Origin of the sequence: Nocardioides taihuensis, assembly GCF_042657275.1 — a bacterium.
In the GTDB taxonomy this organism is placed as follows: Bacteria; Actinomycetota; Actinomycetes; order Propionibacteriales; family Nocardioidaceae; genus Nocardioides; species Nocardioides taihuensis.
On sequence record NZ_JBHSKD010000009.1, the window covers coordinates 62,907 to 78,212 of the forward strand.

Consider the following 15,306-nt stretch of genomic DNA (forward strand, 5'->3'; position numbering starts at 1 on the left):
CCCGGCCCGTCTGGGCTCGTCCGGGGAGTGCTGTCGAGGGTGCGCCCGACCGGACCGCTTCGTCAAGTTCTCCTCAAGAAGCGGTCCGGACCGGGGTGGGCGGACCGAGCTGGACCCGTCAGGCCAGGTCGAAGCGGTCGAGCTCCATCACCTTGGTCCACGCGGCCGCGAAGTCGTGCGCGAACTTCTCACGGGCGTCGTCGCTGGCGTAGACCTCGGCAAGGGCGCGCAGCTCGGAGTTCGAGCCGAAGACCAGGTCGACGCGGCTGCCGGTCCACACGACGTTCCCCGCGTCGTCGCGCGCCTCGAAGGTCTCCTGCGCGTCGTCGACCGCCTTCCACGTCGTGCCCATGTCGAGCAGGTTGACGAAGAAGTCGTTGGTCAGCCGGCCGGGAGTGCGGGTCAGCACGCCGGTGTCGCTGCCGCCCTGGTTGGCGCCGAGGACCCGGAGGCCGCCGACGAGGACGGTCATCTCCGGTGCGCTGAGGGTCAGCAGGTTGGCCCGGTCGAGGAGCAGGTACTCGGCGGGGAGCCGGTGGCCCTTGCCGAGGTAGTTGCGGAACCCGTCGACCGTGGGCTCGAGCGCAGCGAAGGACTCGACGTCGGTCTCCTCCTGGGAGGCGTCGCCGCGACCCGTGCTCACCGGCACCTCGACCGTGACCCCGGCGTCGCGGGCGGCCTGCTCGACCGCCGCGGCGCCGCCGATCACGATCAGGTCGGCCATCGAGACCCGGCCACCGAACGACGACCGAACCTCCTCCAGGGTGCGCAGCACGGTGGCGAGCTGGTCGGGGTCGTTGACCTCCCACCCGTTCTGCGGCTCGAGGCGGACCCGCGCGCCGTTCGCCCCACCGCGCTTGTCGCTGCCGCGGAAGGTCGAGGCTGAGGCCCACGCGGTCGACACCAGCTGGGCGACGGTGAGGCCCGACGCCAGCACCGCTGCCTTGAGGGCCGCGACGTCGTCGGGTGACAGTGCCTCGCCCGCCGGGACCGGGTCCTGCCAGAGCAGCGTCTCCTGCGGCACCTCGGGGCCGAGGTAGCGCGACACGGGTCCCATGTCGCGGTGGGTGAGCTTGAACCAGGCGCGCGCGAACGCGTCGGCGAACTCGGCGGGGTTCTCGTGGAAGCGGCGCGAGATCGGCTCGTAGACCGGGTCGAAGCGCAGCGCGAGGTCGGTGGTGAGCATGGTCGGCACCCGGCGGGGGGAGCCCTCGGCGGGGCCGGGGACGGCGTCCTTGCCGGCGCCGTCCTTCGGCTGCCACTGGTGGGCGCCGGCGGGGCTCTTGGTGAGCTCCCACTCGAAGCCGAAGAGGTGGTCGAAGAAGCCGTTGCTCCACTGGGTGGGCGTGGCGGTCCAGGTCACCTCGAGGCCACTGGTGATCGCGTCCTCGCCCTTGCCCGTCCCGAACGAGTTCCGCCAGCCGAAGCCCTGCTCCTCCAGCCCCGCGGCCTCCGGCTCCGGGCCGACGTAGCGATCGGGGTCGGCCGCCCCGTGGGTCTTGCCGAAGGTGTGGCCGCCGGCGATCAGCGCGACGGTCTCCTCGTCGTTCATCGCCATCCGGCGGAAGGTCTCGCGGATGTCGCGGGCCGCGGCGAGCGGGTCGGGGTTGCCGTTGGGTCCCTCCGGGTTGACGTAGATGAGGCCCATCTGGACGGCGGCGAGCGGGTTCTCGAGGTCACGCTCCCCGCTGTAGCGGGCGTCGCCGAGCCACTCGTTCTCCGGGCCCCAGTAGACGTCCTCGTCGGGCTCCCACACGTCCTCACGACCACCGGCGAAGCCGAAGGTCTCGAAGCCCATGGACTCCAGGGCGACGTTGCCCGTGAGCACCATCAGGTCGGCCCAGGAGAGGCTCTGGCCGTACTTCTTCTTGACCGGCCACAGCAGCCGGCGGGCCTTGTCGAGGTTGCCGTTGTCGGGCCAGCTGTTGAGGGGCGCGAACCGCTGCTGGCCGGCGCCCGCGCCGCCGCGGCCGTCGCTGATGCGGTAGGTGCCGGCGCTGTGCCACGCCATCCGGATCATGAACGGGCCGTAGTGGCCGAAGTCGGCGGGCCACCAGTCCTGGGAGGTGGTGAGCACGTCGCGGATGTCGGCCTTGACGGCGGCCAGGTCGAGCGCGCTGAACGCCGCGGCGTAGTCGAACTCCTCGCCCAGCGGGTTGGCCACCGCGGGGTTCTTGGCGAGGATCTTCAGGTTGAGCCGGTTGGGCCACCAGTCGCGGTTGCCGGCGCCCTCGGTCGGGTGGTTCGGGACCCGCTCGTGGGCGACGGGGCAGGCGCCCTCGCTCTCCTCGGTGTTCATGTCGCCGACTTTGGCGTCGTGCTCAGCCATGGGGTTCCTTCCGGGTTCGGTGCGGGGATGGGGTGCGGGGATCAGGTGCTGGACAGGCAGGAGGGGCAGTGGCCCCAGTAGATGACCTCGGCCTCGTCGATGACGAACCCGTGGTGGTCGGACGCGGTCAGGCACGGCGTGGCGTCGACCGCGCAGTCGACGTCGGCGATCGTGCCGCACGAGCGGCACACGACGTGGTGGTGGTTGTCGCCCACCCGGGCCTCGTAGCGCGCCACCGACCGCTGGGGCTGGATCCGCCGGACGAGGCCGGCGTCGGTGAGCGCGCGCAGCGCGTCGTACACGGCCTGGTGGGAGACGTCCTGACCCTCGTGGCGCAGATCGGCGCGAGCGGCGCCGATGAGGGTGTCGGTGTCGGCGTGCGGGTGCGAGTGCACCGCGGCGAGCACCGCCGCCCGGGGTCGCGTCACCCGCAGCCCCGCCTCTCTCAGGAGGCGCTCGACGTCGGTGACCGGGGACACGTCCGCATCCTTGCCCAGATTCTTGAACAGTTCAAGACACGCCGCGCGCGGCGGCGTCTCCTCAGGCAGCGCGGCGGCTCCGGACCTCGGCGAGCACCACGCCGACGACGATGGCAGCGAGCGCCAGGTCGATCACCACGGCAGGCGCCCACCAGCCGCTCGCCAGCACGCCCAGGGCGAGCCCCGCGCCCGCGATGAGCCTCACGGCGTCCCCGGTCCTGCGGTTCGCCACGACCTGCAACCAGGCGATGGCGGCGAGCGACAGGGCGACGGGCGCGGCGACCGAGGCCGCGCGGACGGGGTCCGGAAGGGCGTGGTCGTCCAGCTGCACCTGCACCCCGGCGCCGAGCGCCGCCACGGACGCGTACAGGACGTAGTGGCCGTAGCCCCAGGTGAAGGCGGCGCGACGGTTCCGCGTCAGCCCGTCGCGCCCGAGAGCGTCGAAGTAGACCCACCAGAGTCCGAACGCGAGGACCAGGGCGGCGCCGACGACCACCGCGGCGTGGGCGACGTCCCCCTCGCCCGCGAGGACCTCCTGGAGTCCGACTGACACCGCCAGGATCGTCTCCCCGAGCACGATGATGGTGAACAGGCCGTACCGCTCCGCGATGTGGCCCGGGTGGAACACCCGGTCGGGCGAGCGTCGTACGGCGAGGACCGGCGTGGCGAGCTCGACGCCGAGGGCGACGATGAAGGCCACCCAGCGAGGGGCGCCGTGAGCCGCCGCGCCGAGCAGCCACAGGACCTGCGCCAGGACCGAGCCGACGGCGTAGGTCAGCGCGAAGGCCCGGTGGGCGGGGTCGTCATGGGCTGCCCGCAACCACTGGAGCACCAGGGGGAGCCGCATCAGCGCGTAGGCGACCGCGAACGCCAGCAGGTCGCCGGCGACCGCGCTGGGCACCGCGGCAGCCACCGCCAGGACCCCACCCATCTGCAGGAGGGTCAGCAGCCGGGTCTGCGGGTCGTCGTGGGAGAAGGCGGTCGCGAACCACGTGTAGCTCATCCAGGCCCACCACAGCGGTACGAAGAGCGCGCTGTAGGTCAGTGTCGCCTCGAGCCCGTGGCCCTCGGCCACGCCGTGGTGGAGCTCAGCGGCGAGGACGGCAACGGCAACGACGAAGCAGAGGTCGAACAGCAGCTCCAGGGGGGTGGAGGCTCGCTCCGCGACGTCGTGATCACGCATCGTCGCGGGAGTCAGGTACCGGCCGGGTGAGTCCATGCGCGACTCAGTCCTCACGCTGGCAGGCGACGAGGGCGAACCGGCGGCCCAGGCCGCCGTCGTGGGCCAGCAGCCCCCAGTAGCGTGCGGCGGACTCCATCACCGCGGCGGCCGACAGGTCGCCGACCTCGACGGAGTGGAAGCCCATGTCGCGGGCCAGTGCGGCGACGTCCGCCCGTGCGCCGGGATCGTCCCCGGCGACGGGCAGGAGCGGCCGTTGGCCATCCGGCAGGACGGGGTCGGCCATGTGCTCGGCGCCGAGGACGTTGAACGCCTTGACCACACGAACGCCGGGGCCGGCCAGGTCCGCGACCAGAGCCGCGCCGCTGTCGTAACCCGCCGGGAGCGGCCGGCCGAAGGGGTTGGTGGCGTCGACGAGGAGCGCGCCCGGGGGCAGCTCGAGGCGGGGCAGGACCTCCTCGACGGCGGGAAACGGCGCCGCCAGCACCACGAGATCGGCCGCGCGGCCTGCGCCGTCGAGGGGGAGCGAGCTCGAGCCGGGCGGGAGCGGCCGGGCCGAGCCTCGGCGAAGGGCGAAACCCACCTCGTGACCCAGTCGCAGCAGGTTGGTGCCCAGCGCGGCGCCCACGTTCCCGGCACCCACGACCACGACGCGGCTGCGTCCTGGCTGCCTCATCGGCCCAGCGCCTCGATCACCAGCCGCGCCGCGGCGGCGCCGGAGTACTGCTGCTGGCCCGTGACGAGGTTGCCGTGGCGCACGGCGTGGGGCCGGAACCGGCCGTGGACCACGAAGTTGGTCCCGGTGACGGCGCGGGCCTCGTCCTCGATGCGGAACGGCTGGATGCGCAACCCGGCGAACTCGTCGGCGTAGTCCTCCTCGGCGTTGGCGAAGCCGGTCCAGGTCCGGCCGGCGACCACGAGCTGCCCGTCGAGCGTCCTCGCGTCGAGCAGCACGCAGGTCGCGTGGCAGACGACGGCCGCGATCCTGCCGTCGTCCACGACCCGGCCGACGAGGTCCTTCACCCGGTCGTCGTGCCGGAACGTGTACATGGCGCCTGACCGCCCACCAGGAAGACCGCGTCGTGGCTGTCGACGTCCACGTCCGACAGCGACGGCGTGTCGGCGACGAGGGCGGCATGCTCCGGACTGGCCATGAAGCCGCGGGAGAGCAGGTCGTGCGCCGAGTACCCCGAGGGGTCGGTGGGGTCGGAGAAGGAGTCGGCGACCAGCGCGCCGCCGTCCGGGCTGGCGATGGTGACCCGGTAGCCGGCCTCGGTGAACTCCCAGTAGGGGTGGGTCAGCTCGGCCCACCAGAAGCCGATCGGCCACCCGGTCTGCTCCGACGTGGCGGGGTTGGAGGCCAGCATGAGGACGCTCTTCGCGCCGTGGGTGTCGATGGTGGCGGTCACGGACTCCTCCATGATCTATTACGAGACGGACATGTAATGAGTAGAGGCTAGGCACGGAACCCGGTGGAATCAATACGCGACTGTCACGTAACCTCACCGCATGACGACCGGGACCGGCCGACCCCGCGACGCCACCATCGACGTCGCAGTGCTGGAGGCGACCCTGCGACAGCTGGCGCGTGACGGCATGGGCGGTCTCTCCCTCGCGGCCGTCGCCGCCGAGGCCGGAACCACCCGGCCGGCCATCTACCGCAGATGGGCGGACAAGAGCGCACTCGTCGTCGACGCCGTGGCCCATCTCGCCGCGGTCGACCCGCCGGTCGCCAGGGGGGAGCCCTTTGCGGACCTCGTCGCGGAGCTGGAGCACTTCCGGCACTGCATCACCGAGGCGGCGGCCCTGCCGCTGGCCGGCCTGATGATGGGCGACGGCGTCACCCCGGCCGTCCGCGACCAGTACGCGCGCGAGGTGGTCCGCCCGCGCCGGGCCCGGATCCGCGCCTGCCTCGAGAGCGCACTGGCGCGCGGCGAGCTCAGCCCGGACGCCGACCTCGCCGTCGCCGGCTCGTTCCTCACCGGCTCGTGGTACGCCTTCGCTCTCAGCGACACCACCCCGCCGGACGACTGGGCTCGCCGCACCGCGACCCTGGTCTGGCGTGCCTGCGGCGGCTCGCCGCCCTGAGGTCATCGACGAGATCATCGACGAGGTCATCGACGCTCGGGCTCGGCACCGGTTCCCGACCGGGGGACGCGAAACGGCCCCCGACCTGGTGGTCGGGGGCCGTCCCTCCGGTGTCCGAGGGGGGACTTGAACCCCCACGCCCTAATACGGGCACTAGCACCTCAAGCTAGCGCGTCTGCCAATTCCGCCACCCGGACGAGTGCGCAGGAACTGTAGCAAAGCAGGGGGGTCGGTTCCGCATCGGGAGGGGCCTCCGGGATCGTCGCGGGCGGGTGGGCCGACCGGGTACCGGATGACATGCTGGGCCCATGGCCGAACCGACCGAGCAGACCGCCGGGACCCCGTCGTACGACCCCGCCGCGGAGGTCGTGGACCTGTGCCGGGACCTGATCCGGATCGACACCTCGAACTACGGCGACGACGACGGCCCGGGGGAGCGGAAGGCCGCCGAGCACGTGGCCGCGCTGCTCGACGAGGTGGGCATCGAGGCCCGTCTCTACGAGGGTGACCCGGGGAGGACCTCGGTCGTGGCCAGCTGGGGCGGACCGGTGGGCTCGGGCGACCGTGGCGCGCTGCTGCTGCACGGCCACCTCGACGTCGTGCCGGCCGAGGCGTCGGACTGGCAGGTCGACCCGTTCGCGGGGGAGGTCCGCGACGGCTACCTGTGGGGCCGCGGCGCGGTGGACATGAAGGACTTCGACGCGATGCTGCTCTCGGTCGTGCGCGCCCGGCAGCGGGCGGGGCGCGTGCCCGAGCGTCCGGTGGTGCTGTGCTTCACCGCCGACGAGGAGGCCGGTGGCCACGGCGGTGCGGAGGTGCTGGTCGAGCACCACCGCGAGGAGCTCGAGCACTGCACCGAGGCCGTCGGCGAGGTCGGCGGCTTCTCCGCCACCATCGGCGGCCGGCGGCTCTACCTCATCGAGGCCGCGGAGAAGGGCATGGCCTGGATGCGCCTCACCGCGCGCGGGCGCGCCGGCCACGGCTCGATGATCAACCACGAGAACGCCGTGACGGCCCTGTCCGCCGCCGTCGCCCGGATCGGTGCCCACGAGTGGCCGGTGCGACTCACGCCGACCATGAAGGTGCTGCTGGCGTCGGTCGCCGAGATGGCCGGCACCGAGGCGACGCCGGAGAACGCCGAGGCGCTGGTCGAGGAGTTCGGGACCGCGTCGCGGATGCTCGGCGCGGTGCTGCGCAACACCGCCAACCCGACGATGCTCGGTGCGGGTTACAAGGTGAACGTGATCCCGACCGAGGCGACCGCACACGTCGACGGGCGCTTCCTGCCCGGCTACGAGGACGAGTTCTTCGCGACCCTGGCCGAGCTGTGCGGCGACGACGTGTCGATCGACTTCATCTCGAAGCAGGCGCCCTGGGAGACGCCGTACGAGGGCGCCCTGGTCGAGGCGATGACCCGCTCACTGATGGCCGAGGACCCCGACGCCGTGGTCGCTCCGTACCTGATGAGCGGCGGCACCGACGCCAAGCACTTCAACAAGCTCGGGCTGCGCTCCTACGGCTTCGCGCCCCTGCGGCTGCCCGCCGACCTCGACTTCACCGCGCTCTTCCACGGCGTCGACGAGCGGGTGCCGGTCGACGCGCTCGAGTTCGGGTCGCGGGTGCTCGACCGGTTCCTCGAGGACATCTGAGGCCGTCGCCCGCGGCTCAGGCAGGCGGGAGCGTCGCCCGCTGGCGGATGATCTTGCGCCGCAGCACGACGCGGCGGGTGCCGTCGGGGGAGACGCGGACGCGGTCGAGCTCCCAGCCACCGTGCTCAGCGTGCTCGACGAGCAGCCGGGTGACCACGTTGCGCGAGAAGTCGCGCGAGATCGTGAGCTTCTGGAACTCCCACTCCACGACCCGCCGCCGGTCCTGGCGCAGGGTCGGGGTGGTGTGCATCCTCAGTCCCCCGAGACGTCGTCGAGGGCGTCGACGATCTCCGCCGGAAGGCTCAGCTCCTCGACCCCCAGGATGCCCTTGAGCTGGGCGGCCGTCCTGGCGCCCACGATCGGCGCGGTCACGCCGGGCCGGTCGCGCACCCAGGCCAGGGCGACCTCCAGGGGGGCCCAGCCGAGGCCGTCGGCCGCAGCGGCCACCGCCTCGACGACGCGTGCGGAGCGGTCGGTCAGGTAGGCCTCGACGAAGGCGGAGAAGTGCGGCGATGCGGCCCGGGAGTCCGCGGGCGTCCCGTGCCGGTACTTGCCGGTGAGCACCCCGCGGCCCAGCGGCGACCACGGCAGCACGCCGAGCCCCAGGGCCTGGGCGGCCGGCAGCACCTCGGCCTCGACGCCGCGGCTGAGGAGTGAGTACTCCACCTGGGTGGACGCCAGCACCGCGCGCCCCGGCACGGCGCGCTGCCAGGCGGCGGCCTGCCCGGTCTGCCAGCCGCTGTAGTTGGAGACGCCGACGTACGACGCGCGCCCGCTCGAGACCGCGAGGTCGAGCGCCGACAGCGTCTCCTCGAGCGGGGTGTCGTCGACCCAGGTGTGCACCTGCCAGAGGTCCACGTGGTCGACGCCGAGCCGGCGCAGGGAGGCGTCGAGCGTGCTGAGCAGGAAGCCACGCGAGGCGTTGGTCTCGCGGGTGCCGCGGCGCCGGGAGATGCCGGCCTTGGTGGCCAGCACGACGTCCTCGCGGGCCACGACGTCGCCGAGCAGCGAACCGACCAGCTCCTCCGAGGCGCCGTCGCCGTACCCGGCGGCGGTGTCGACGAGCGTGCCGCCCGCCTCCACGAAGGCGACCAGCTGGTCACGGGCCTCGTGCTCGTCGGTGTCGCGGCCCCAGGTGAGCGTGCCCAGCCCGAGGCGCGAGACCTTGAGCCCGGTGCTCCCCACGGCGCGCTGCTGCATGCGGCCAACCGTATCGGGAGCGACCCGCCCCCGGGCCCAACTGCCCATCTGGCGGGGTGTGTCTCTAGGCTGCGTAGTCGTGTCGGACCCCATGGACTACCTCCAGGCGATCTTCCTCGGCGTACTCCAGGGGCTGACCGAGTTCCTGCCGATCTCCAGCAGCGCGCACCTGCGGATCTTCCCCGAGCTCTTCGGGTGGGGCGACCCCGGCGCGGCGTTCACCGCCGTCATCCAGATCGGCACCGAGCTCGCCGTCCTCGTCTACTTCCGCAAGGACATCTGGCGGATCGCGTCGGCCTGGCTGCGCTCGCTGGTCCGTCCGGAGTACCGCGGCCACTTCGACGCGCGGATGGGGTGGTTCATCATCCTCGGCTCGCTGCCGATCGTCGTGCTCGGCATCCTGCTCAAGGACACCATCGAGACCGAGTTCCGCAGCCTGTGGCTGGTGGGCACCATGCTGATCGTGATGGGCCTGGTGCTCGGCGCCGCCGACCGCGTCAGCGCCAACGACAAGGTGATCCGCGACCTCGGGCTGCGCGACGCGGTGCTGATGGGCCTCGCACAGGCGCTCGCTCTGATCCCCGGCGTCTCCCGGTCGGGGGCGACCCTCTCCATGGGCCGCTTCCTCGGCTACGAGCGCGAGGCGGCGACCCGCTACGCCTTCCTGCTCGCGATCCCTGCCGTCATCGGCGCCGGGCTCTTCGAGCTCAAGGACGTCCCCGACGGCGACAACCTCTACGGCTGGGGGCCGACGATCGTGGCGACGGTGGTGTCGTTCGTGGTGGGGTACGCCGCGATCGCCTGGCTGCTGCGCTACGTCGTGGCGCACTCCTACCTGCCGTTCGTGATCTACCGGGTCGCCCTGGGTTCCTTCGTGCTGATCCTGCTCGGGACCGGCGTGCTGGCCGCCTGAGCACGGGAGGGCTCAGAGCCAGCCGGCGCGCTTGCTGAGCACGTAGACGACGGCGGACGACAGGGCCATCAGCAGCAGCGCGAACGGGTACCCCAGGTGCCAGTGGAGCTCCGGCATGTTCTGGAAGTTCATCCCGTAGACCGAGCCGACGAGCGTCGGGGCCGCGATCATGCCGACCACGGCCGAGATCCGGCGCATGTCGTCGTTCTGCCGGATGCTGACCTGGGCGAGGTGGGCGTCGAAGGCGGTGGAGAGCAGCGAGTCGAGGCTGTCGACGGCTTCGGCCACGCGGGCGAGGTGGTCGCCCACGTCGCGGAAGTAGGGCCCGGCGTCGGCGTGGATGCCCCGCACCACGCCGGTGGCGAAGCGGCCGACGGGGTCTCGCAGCGGCAGCACCGCGCGCCGTACCTCGGCCAGCTCGCGCTTGAGCACGTAGATGCGGGCGGAGTCGTCGGTGCGCTCGTCGGAGAAGACCGACGACTCGACCTCGTCCACGTCGACGGCGAGCTCGTCGGCGACGGCCTCGTAGGAGTCGACCACCTGGTCGCAGACGGCGTACACGACGGCCGACGGGCCGTGGGCGAGCACCTTCTCGCGGTCCTCCAGCGCGCTCCTGGCCCCGTGGAGGCCACCCCCGCCGCCGTGGCGCACGGTGACCACGAAGTCGCTGCCGACGAACATCGCGATCTCGCCGGTCTCCACGGCGTCCTCCTCGTCGACGTACCAGAGCGTCTTGAGGATGAGGAACAGGCTGTCGTCGTAGCGCTCGAGCTTGGGGCGCTGGTGGGCGTTGACCGCGTCCTCGACAGCGAGCGGGTGCAGGCCGAAGGCCTTGGCGACCTCGGCCAGCTCCTCCGTGTCGGGATCGTGCAGGCCGACCCAGACGAAGTCGCCCGGCCCGCAGTGCTCGCGCACGGCTGCGAGGTCGGTGACCTGGCACTCCACGGGCACGCGGACGCCCCTGCGGTAGAGCGCGTTGTCGACGATCACGGGACGAGGCTAGCCCTCGACGGCGTCCGGGCGACGCGCCGCGCGAGGTGCCGCGCACTAGGGTTCCCCGCATGGCAACGGTGGTCCTCGTCCGGCACGGCCGCACCAGCGCGAACGCGTCGGGCACCCTCGCGGGGCGCACGCCCGGCGTCCGCCTCGACGACACGGGGACTGCCCAGGCCGAGCGGGCCGGCGCCCGGCTGGCCGCCGTCCCCCTCGCCGCGATCGTCTCCAGCCCGCTGGAGCGCTGCCGCCAGACGGCGCGGGCGATCGCCCGGGCGCACCCTGCCGCTCCGCGCGTGTCGTCCGACCGCGGCCTCACCGAGTGCGACTACGGCGAGTGGCAGGGCCGCCCGCTGAAGGAGCTGGCGAAGGAGAAGCTGTGGAAGGTGGTGCAGGGCCAGCCCTCGGCCGCGGTGTTCCCCGGCGGTGAGTCGATGGCGACCATGCAGGCGCGCGTCGTCGACGCCGTCCGACGGCACGACGCGGCGGTGGAGGCCGAGCACGGCCCGCACGCCGTCTGGGTCGCGGTCAGCCACGGCGACCTGATCAAGGCGGTGCTGGCCGACGCGCTCGGCATGCACCTCGACCTCTTCCAGCGGATCCAGGTCGACCCGGCGTCGGTCTCGGTCGTGCGCTACACCGAGGCCCGGCCCTACGTGCTGGCCACCAACTCCCACGAGGGCGACCTCGGCTGGCTGGCCCCGCAGCCGGCCAGGCGCCGCACGCGCCGCTCCACGGACGCGGCGGTAGGCGGGGGAGCGGGACCCTCTCCGGCGGCACCCTAGGCTGGTCGCATGGCTCCTCTTGTCCACGGTTTCGACCCGCCCGAGCGCTTCGTCACGGGAACCGTCGGCGAGCCCGGCAACCGCACCTTCTTCCTCCAGGCCCGCAGCGGCGCGCGCGTGGTCAGCGTCGCGCTGGAGAAGCAGCAGGTCGCCGCGCTGGCCGAGCGGATCGACGAGCTGCTCGACGAGGTGATGGCCAGCCAGGCCGCCGCCGGGACCGTCGTACCGGCCGTGGCGCCGCTCGACCTCGAGGACTCCGAGCCGCTCGAGCAGCCGATCGAGGAGGAGTTCCGCGCCGGCACCATGACGCTCTCGTGGGACCCCGACGACGCCCGCGTGGTGATCGAGGTGTTCCCGTTCACCGAGGCGGCCGTGGTGTCGCCGGAGCAGGTCGACGACGACTTCGAGGAGCCCGAGCCCGACGAGCTGCTGCTGGTCCGCCTCACCGCCGGCGCCGCGCGGGCGTTCGTGTCCCGCGCCGAGAAGGTGCTGGAGGCCGGTCGACCCAGCTGTCCCTTCTGCGGCAACCCGATCGACCCCGACGGGCACCTGTGCGTCCGGGCGAACGGGTTCCGCCGCCGGGACCCGTGAGCGTCCCGGCGCACCTCGCCGACGCGCTCGCCGACGGCGAGCTGGTCGTGCACGGCCGGATCATGCCGGCCTCCAACGCCACCTTCGTCGGCGAGATCGGCGAGACCCGCGTGGTCTACAAGCCGATCGCGGGGGAGCGGCCGCTGTGGGACTTCCCCGACGGCACGCTCGCCTTCCGCGAGGTCGCGGCGTACGCCGTGTCGGTGGCCACCGGCTGGGACGTCGTGCCGCACACGTTCCTGCGCGTCGGCCCGCACGGCCCCGGCATGGTGCAGCTGTGGCAGGAGCCCGACGAGGAGCAGGCCGCGGTCGACATCGTCGCCGAGGGAGCCGTGCCGGAGGGCTGGCGGCACGTCTTCGACGGCGTCGACGGCCTCGACCAGCCGGTGTCGCTGGTGCACGAGGACACCCGCGCGCTTCGCCGGATGGCCGTCTTCGACGCGATCGTGAACAACGCCGACCGCAAGGGTGGCCACGTGCTCGCGATGGCCGACGGGCACCGCTACGGCGTCGACCACGGCCTCACCTTCCACGACGAGCCCAAGCTGCGCACCGTGCTGTGGGGCTGGCTCGGCGAGCCGCTCGACGACGAGGAGCTCACCGTCGTCGACCGGGTCCGCGAGGCCCTCGGCGGGTCACTGCGCGAGGAGCTGGAGACGCTGGTGACGCAGCCCGAGATCGACGCCCTCGACCGCCGCTGCCGCCGACTGCTGGCCAAGGGCCGGATGCCCGCGCCGCACGGCCGCTCTCCGGCGATCCCCTGGCCGCCGTTCTAGCGCGGACACCCCGTCCCGTTAGGCTGCGGGCCATGCGCAGCTGGCCGGCCCCGGAGATCCCGACGCTGCCCGTCACCGGGCCGCCCGTCTCGCTCCACGACACCGCGTCCGGGGGCCGGGTGACCGCCCGGCCCGACGGCGCGGCACGCCTCTACGTCTGCGGGATCACGCCGTACGACGCGACCCACCTCGGCCACGCCGCGACGTACGTCGCCTTCGACCTGCTCAACCGCGCGTGGCGCGCCGCGGGCCACGACGTCCTCTACGTGCAGAACGTCACCGACGTCGACGACCCCCTGCTCGAGCGCGCGGCCAAGGTCGGCTCGGCGTGGGAGGAGATCGCGGAGCGCGAGACCGAGCTCTTCCGTGAGGACATGACCGCGCTGCGGGTGCTGCCGCCGGACCACTACGTCGGTGCCGTGGAGACGATCCCGCTGGTCGTGGCGCTCGTGCAGCGCCTCGAGGCCCTCGGCGCCGTCTACCGCGTGGAGGACGACCTCTACTTCTCGGTGACCGCCGACCCCGCCTTCGGTGCGGTGTCGGGCCTCGACCGCGACGCGATGCTGCAGATCTTCCCCGAGCGCGGGGGCGACCCCGACCGTCCGGGCAAGAAGGACCCGCTCGACTGCATCGTCTGGCGCGGTCACCGCGACGGCGAGCCGAGCTGGGACAGCCCCTTCGGCCCCGGCCGTCCCGGCTGGCACATCGAGTGCACCGCGATGGCGATGGAGCTGCTCGGCGGGGCCTTCGACGTGCAGGGCGGCGGCAGCGACCTCGTCTTCCCCCACCACGAGATGTGCGCGGGCGAGGCGCAGGTGGCCGAGCCCGGCACGCCGTTCGCGCGGGCCTACGTGCACGCCGGGATGGTCGGCTACGACGGCGAGAAGATGTCGAAGTCGCGCGGCAACCTGGTCTTCGTCTCCCACCTGCGGCACAGCGACGTCGAGCCGGCGGCGATCCGCCTGGCCCTGATGCGGCACCACTACCGCGAGGACTGGGAGTGGCACGACCAGGAGCTCTGGGACGCCGTCGACGACCTCACCCGCTGGCGACGGGCCCTGTCGCTCGGCGCCGGAGCCCCCGCCGCCCCGGTGTGCGAGGCCGTGCTGACCGCCCTGGCCGACGACCTCGACGCTCCCACCGCGCTCGCCGCCGTCGACGCCTGGGTGGCCGCCACCCTCGGCACCGACGGCCTGGCCGACACCAGCGACCCCGACGCCGCGCTCGCCGTCGTCCAGCTGCTCGACGCCGCCCTCGGCCTGGCCCTCTGACCATCCTCCGCGGCCGTCCTGCCGGTTGCGGTGGGTCGCGGTCAATTGCGGTTGGTGACCAAACGGCAATTGAAGCCGGTACCGACCCGCGGTTGGTGACCAATCCGCACGCCGCGGGGACGGACGGAGACGGGTGCGCCGGGCTCAGCCCTCGTCGTCGCGCCGCTTGAGGTAGCGCTCGAACTCGCGCGCGATCGCGTCGCCGGAGGCCTCGGGGAGGTCGGTGGTGTCGCGGGTCTCCTCGAGCGCGCGGACGTAGTCGGAGATCTCCTCGTCCTCCTGCGCGAGCTCGTCGACGCCCCTCTCCCAGGCGCGGGCGTCCTCCGGCAGCTCGCCGAGCGGGATGCTCACCTCGAGCAGGTCCTCGAGCTGCCCGATCAGCGCCAGCGTGGCCTTGGGGCACGGCGGCTGCGCGACGTAGTGGGGGACGGCGGCCCAGTAGGACACCGCCGGGATGTCGAGCCGCACGCACGCGTCCTGGAAGACGCCGACGATCCCGGTCGGGCCCTCGTACGTCGACTGCTCGAGCTTGAGCCGGTCGACCAGCTCGGGCTCGGTGGCCGTGCCGGTCACGGGGATCGGCCGGGTGTGCGGGGTGTCGGCGAGCAGGGCGCCCAGCGAGACGACGAGCTGCCCGCCGAGCTCGTCGCAGGCTGCCAGCAGCTCGGCGCAGAACTGCCGCCACCGCATGTTGGGCTCGATGCCCCGCAGCAGGATCACGTCGCGGTCGAGGTCGGGCGGTGAGGCCACCGCGATCTGGGTGCTGGGCCAGGTCAGCCGGCGGAAGCCGTTGTCGTCGGTGCGCACCGTGGGGCGGTTGACCTGGAAGTCGTAGAACTCCTCGGGGTCGATCGCCCCGACGATCCGCGCGTTCCACACCCTCATCAGGTGGTCGACCACGCCGGAGGCGGCGTCGGCGGCGTCGTTCCACCCCTCGAAGGCGGCGATCACCACCGGGTCCACCAGGTCCGGCGCATCCTCGATCTCGATCACACGACCACCCTATGCCGCACCCCGGGTCGCGCGCGGTCTCGACAGGCGGACGACGGCCG

Annotated in this window: 17 protein-coding genes and 1 tRNA gene; 7 read left to right on the forward strand and 11 right to left on the reverse strand. The window is 72.9% G+C overall.

What is annotated here, in order from left to right:
• Positions 1-118: 118 nt before the first annotated feature.
• The 6 genes from katG to ACFPGP_RS09830 form a co-directional block, all read right to left on the reverse strand.
• Entirely contained in the window at positions 119-2,329 is a 2,211-nt protein-coding gene (gene katG, locus ACFPGP_RS09805) for a catalase/peroxidase HPI (protein WP_378589647.1), read from the reverse strand.
• A 41-nt stretch (positions 2,330-2,370) separates the two neighbouring features.
• A complete protein-coding gene (locus ACFPGP_RS09810; protein WP_378589649.1) occupies positions 2,371-2,808 on the reverse strand; it encodes a Fur family transcriptional regulator in 438 nt (145 codons plus the stop codon).
• Positions 2,809-2,869: 61 nt separating this feature from the next.
• Complete coding sequence (locus ACFPGP_RS09815) at positions 2,870-4,027, reverse strand: low temperature requirement protein A (protein WP_378589651.1); 1,158 nt, start codon at positions 4,025-4,027, stop codon at positions 2,870-2,872.
• Positions 4,028-4,034: 7 nt separating this feature from the next.
• Positions 4,035-4,664 (reverse strand): NADPH-dependent F420 reductase, encoded by a 630-nt coding sequence (locus ACFPGP_RS09820; protein WP_378589653.1) that lies wholly within the window; start codon positions 4,662-4,664, stop codon positions 4,035-4,037.
• Complete coding sequence (locus ACFPGP_RS09825) at positions 4,661-5,038, reverse strand: DJ-1/PfpI family protein (protein WP_378589654.1); 378 nt, start codon at positions 5,036-5,038, stop codon at positions 4,661-4,663. Before ACFPGP_RS09825 ends, ACFPGP_RS09820 begins: the two co-directional genes overlap by 4 nt.
• Entirely contained in the window at positions 5,008-5,397 is a 390-nt protein-coding gene (locus ACFPGP_RS09830; RefSeq protein WP_378589656.1) for a type 1 glutamine amidotransferase family protein, read from the reverse strand. Before ACFPGP_RS09830 ends, ACFPGP_RS09825 begins: the two co-directional genes overlap by 31 nt.
• A 100-nt stretch (positions 5,398-5,497) precedes the next feature.
• Between ACFPGP_RS09830 and ACFPGP_RS09835 the strand changes: the two genes are divergently transcribed.
• Positions 5,498-6,076: a TetR/AcrR family transcriptional regulator gene (locus tag ACFPGP_RS09835; protein ID WP_378589658.1), complete on the forward strand. Its 579-nt coding sequence runs from the start codon at positions 5,498-5,500 to the stop codon at positions 6,074-6,076.
• A gap of 111 nt (positions 6,077-6,187) precedes the next feature.
• Here ACFPGP_RS09835 and ACFPGP_RS09840 read toward each other — a convergent pair.
• Positions 6,188-6,273: transfer RNA gene (locus tag ACFPGP_RS09840), tRNA-Leu, on the reverse strand.
• Positions 6,274-6,384: 111 nt separating this feature from the next.
• Between ACFPGP_RS09840 and ACFPGP_RS09845 the strand changes: the two genes are divergently transcribed.
• Complete coding sequence (locus ACFPGP_RS09845) at positions 6,385-7,725, forward strand: M20/M25/M40 family metallo-hydrolase (protein ID WP_378589660.1); 1,341 nt, start codon at positions 6,385-6,387, stop codon at positions 7,723-7,725.
• A gap of 16 nt (positions 7,726-7,741) precedes the next feature.
• Here the strand turns inward: ACFPGP_RS09845 and ACFPGP_RS09850 are convergent, their stop codons facing one another.
• Together ACFPGP_RS09850 and ACFPGP_RS09855 are read right to left on the reverse strand one after the other, a co-directional pair.
• Positions 7,742-7,975 (reverse strand): DUF5703 family protein, encoded by a 234-nt coding sequence (locus ACFPGP_RS09850; protein WP_378589662.1) that lies wholly within the window; start codon positions 7,973-7,975, stop codon positions 7,742-7,744.
• A 2-nt stretch (positions 7,976-7,977) separates the two neighbouring features.
• Positions 7,978-8,925, reverse strand: coding sequence for an aldo/keto reductase (locus tag ACFPGP_RS09855; RefSeq protein ID WP_378589664.1), 948 nt, complete (start codon positions 8,923-8,925; stop codon positions 7,978-7,980).
• Between the two features lie 91 nt (positions 8,926-9,016).
• On the opposite strand from ACFPGP_RS09855, the gene ACFPGP_RS09860 reads away from it, so the two are divergent.
• Positions 9,017-9,838 carry an undecaprenyl-diphosphate phosphatase gene (locus ACFPGP_RS09860; RefSeq protein WP_378590112.1) on the forward strand — a complete coding sequence of 274 codons (822 nt, stop codon included), beginning with the start codon at positions 9,017-9,019 and terminating at the stop codon, positions 9,836-9,838.
• Positions 9,839-9,850: 12 nt separating this feature from the next.
• Here the strand turns inward: ACFPGP_RS09860 and corA are convergent, their stop codons facing one another.
• A complete protein-coding gene (gene corA / locus ACFPGP_RS09865; RefSeq protein ID WP_378589665.1) occupies positions 9,851-10,828 on the reverse strand; it encodes a magnesium/cobalt transporter CorA in 978 nt (325 codons plus the stop codon).
• Positions 10,829-10,899: 71 nt separating this feature from the next.
• Here corA and ACFPGP_RS09870 point away from each other — a divergent pair, with 71 nt between their 5' ends.
• The 4 genes from ACFPGP_RS09870 to mshC all read left to right on the forward strand — a co-directional run bounded on the left by ACFPGP_RS09870 (position 10,900) and on the right by mshC (position 14,254).
• Positions 10,900-11,616, forward strand: coding sequence for a histidine phosphatase family protein (locus ACFPGP_RS09870; RefSeq protein WP_378589667.1), 717 nt, complete (start codon positions 10,900-10,902; stop codon positions 11,614-11,616).
• Between the two features lie 9 nt (positions 11,617-11,625).
• Positions 11,626-12,207 carry a DUF3090 domain-containing protein gene (locus ACFPGP_RS09875; protein WP_378589668.1) on the forward strand — a complete coding sequence of 194 codons (582 nt, stop codon included), beginning with the start codon at positions 11,626-11,628 and terminating at the stop codon, positions 12,205-12,207.
• Between the two features lie 62 nt (positions 12,208-12,269).
• Positions 12,270-12,983, forward strand: coding sequence for an SCO1664 family protein (locus ACFPGP_RS09880; protein WP_378590114.1), 714 nt, complete (start codon positions 12,270-12,272; stop codon positions 12,981-12,983).
• 32 nt (positions 12,984-13,015) lie between these two features.
• A complete protein-coding gene (mshC, locus tag ACFPGP_RS09885; protein ID WP_378589669.1) occupies positions 13,016-14,254 on the forward strand; it encodes a cysteine--1-D-myo-inosityl 2-amino-2-deoxy-alpha-D-glucopyranoside ligase in 1,239 nt (412 codons plus the stop codon).
• A gap of 144 nt (positions 14,255-14,398) precedes the next feature.
• Here mshC and ACFPGP_RS09890 read toward each other — a convergent pair whose 3' ends face one another.
• Positions 14,399-15,247 (reverse strand): PAC2 family protein, encoded by an 849-nt coding sequence (locus ACFPGP_RS09890; protein ID WP_378589671.1) that lies wholly within the window; start codon positions 15,245-15,247, stop codon positions 14,399-14,401.
• Positions 15,248-15,306: the final 59 nt, after the last annotated feature.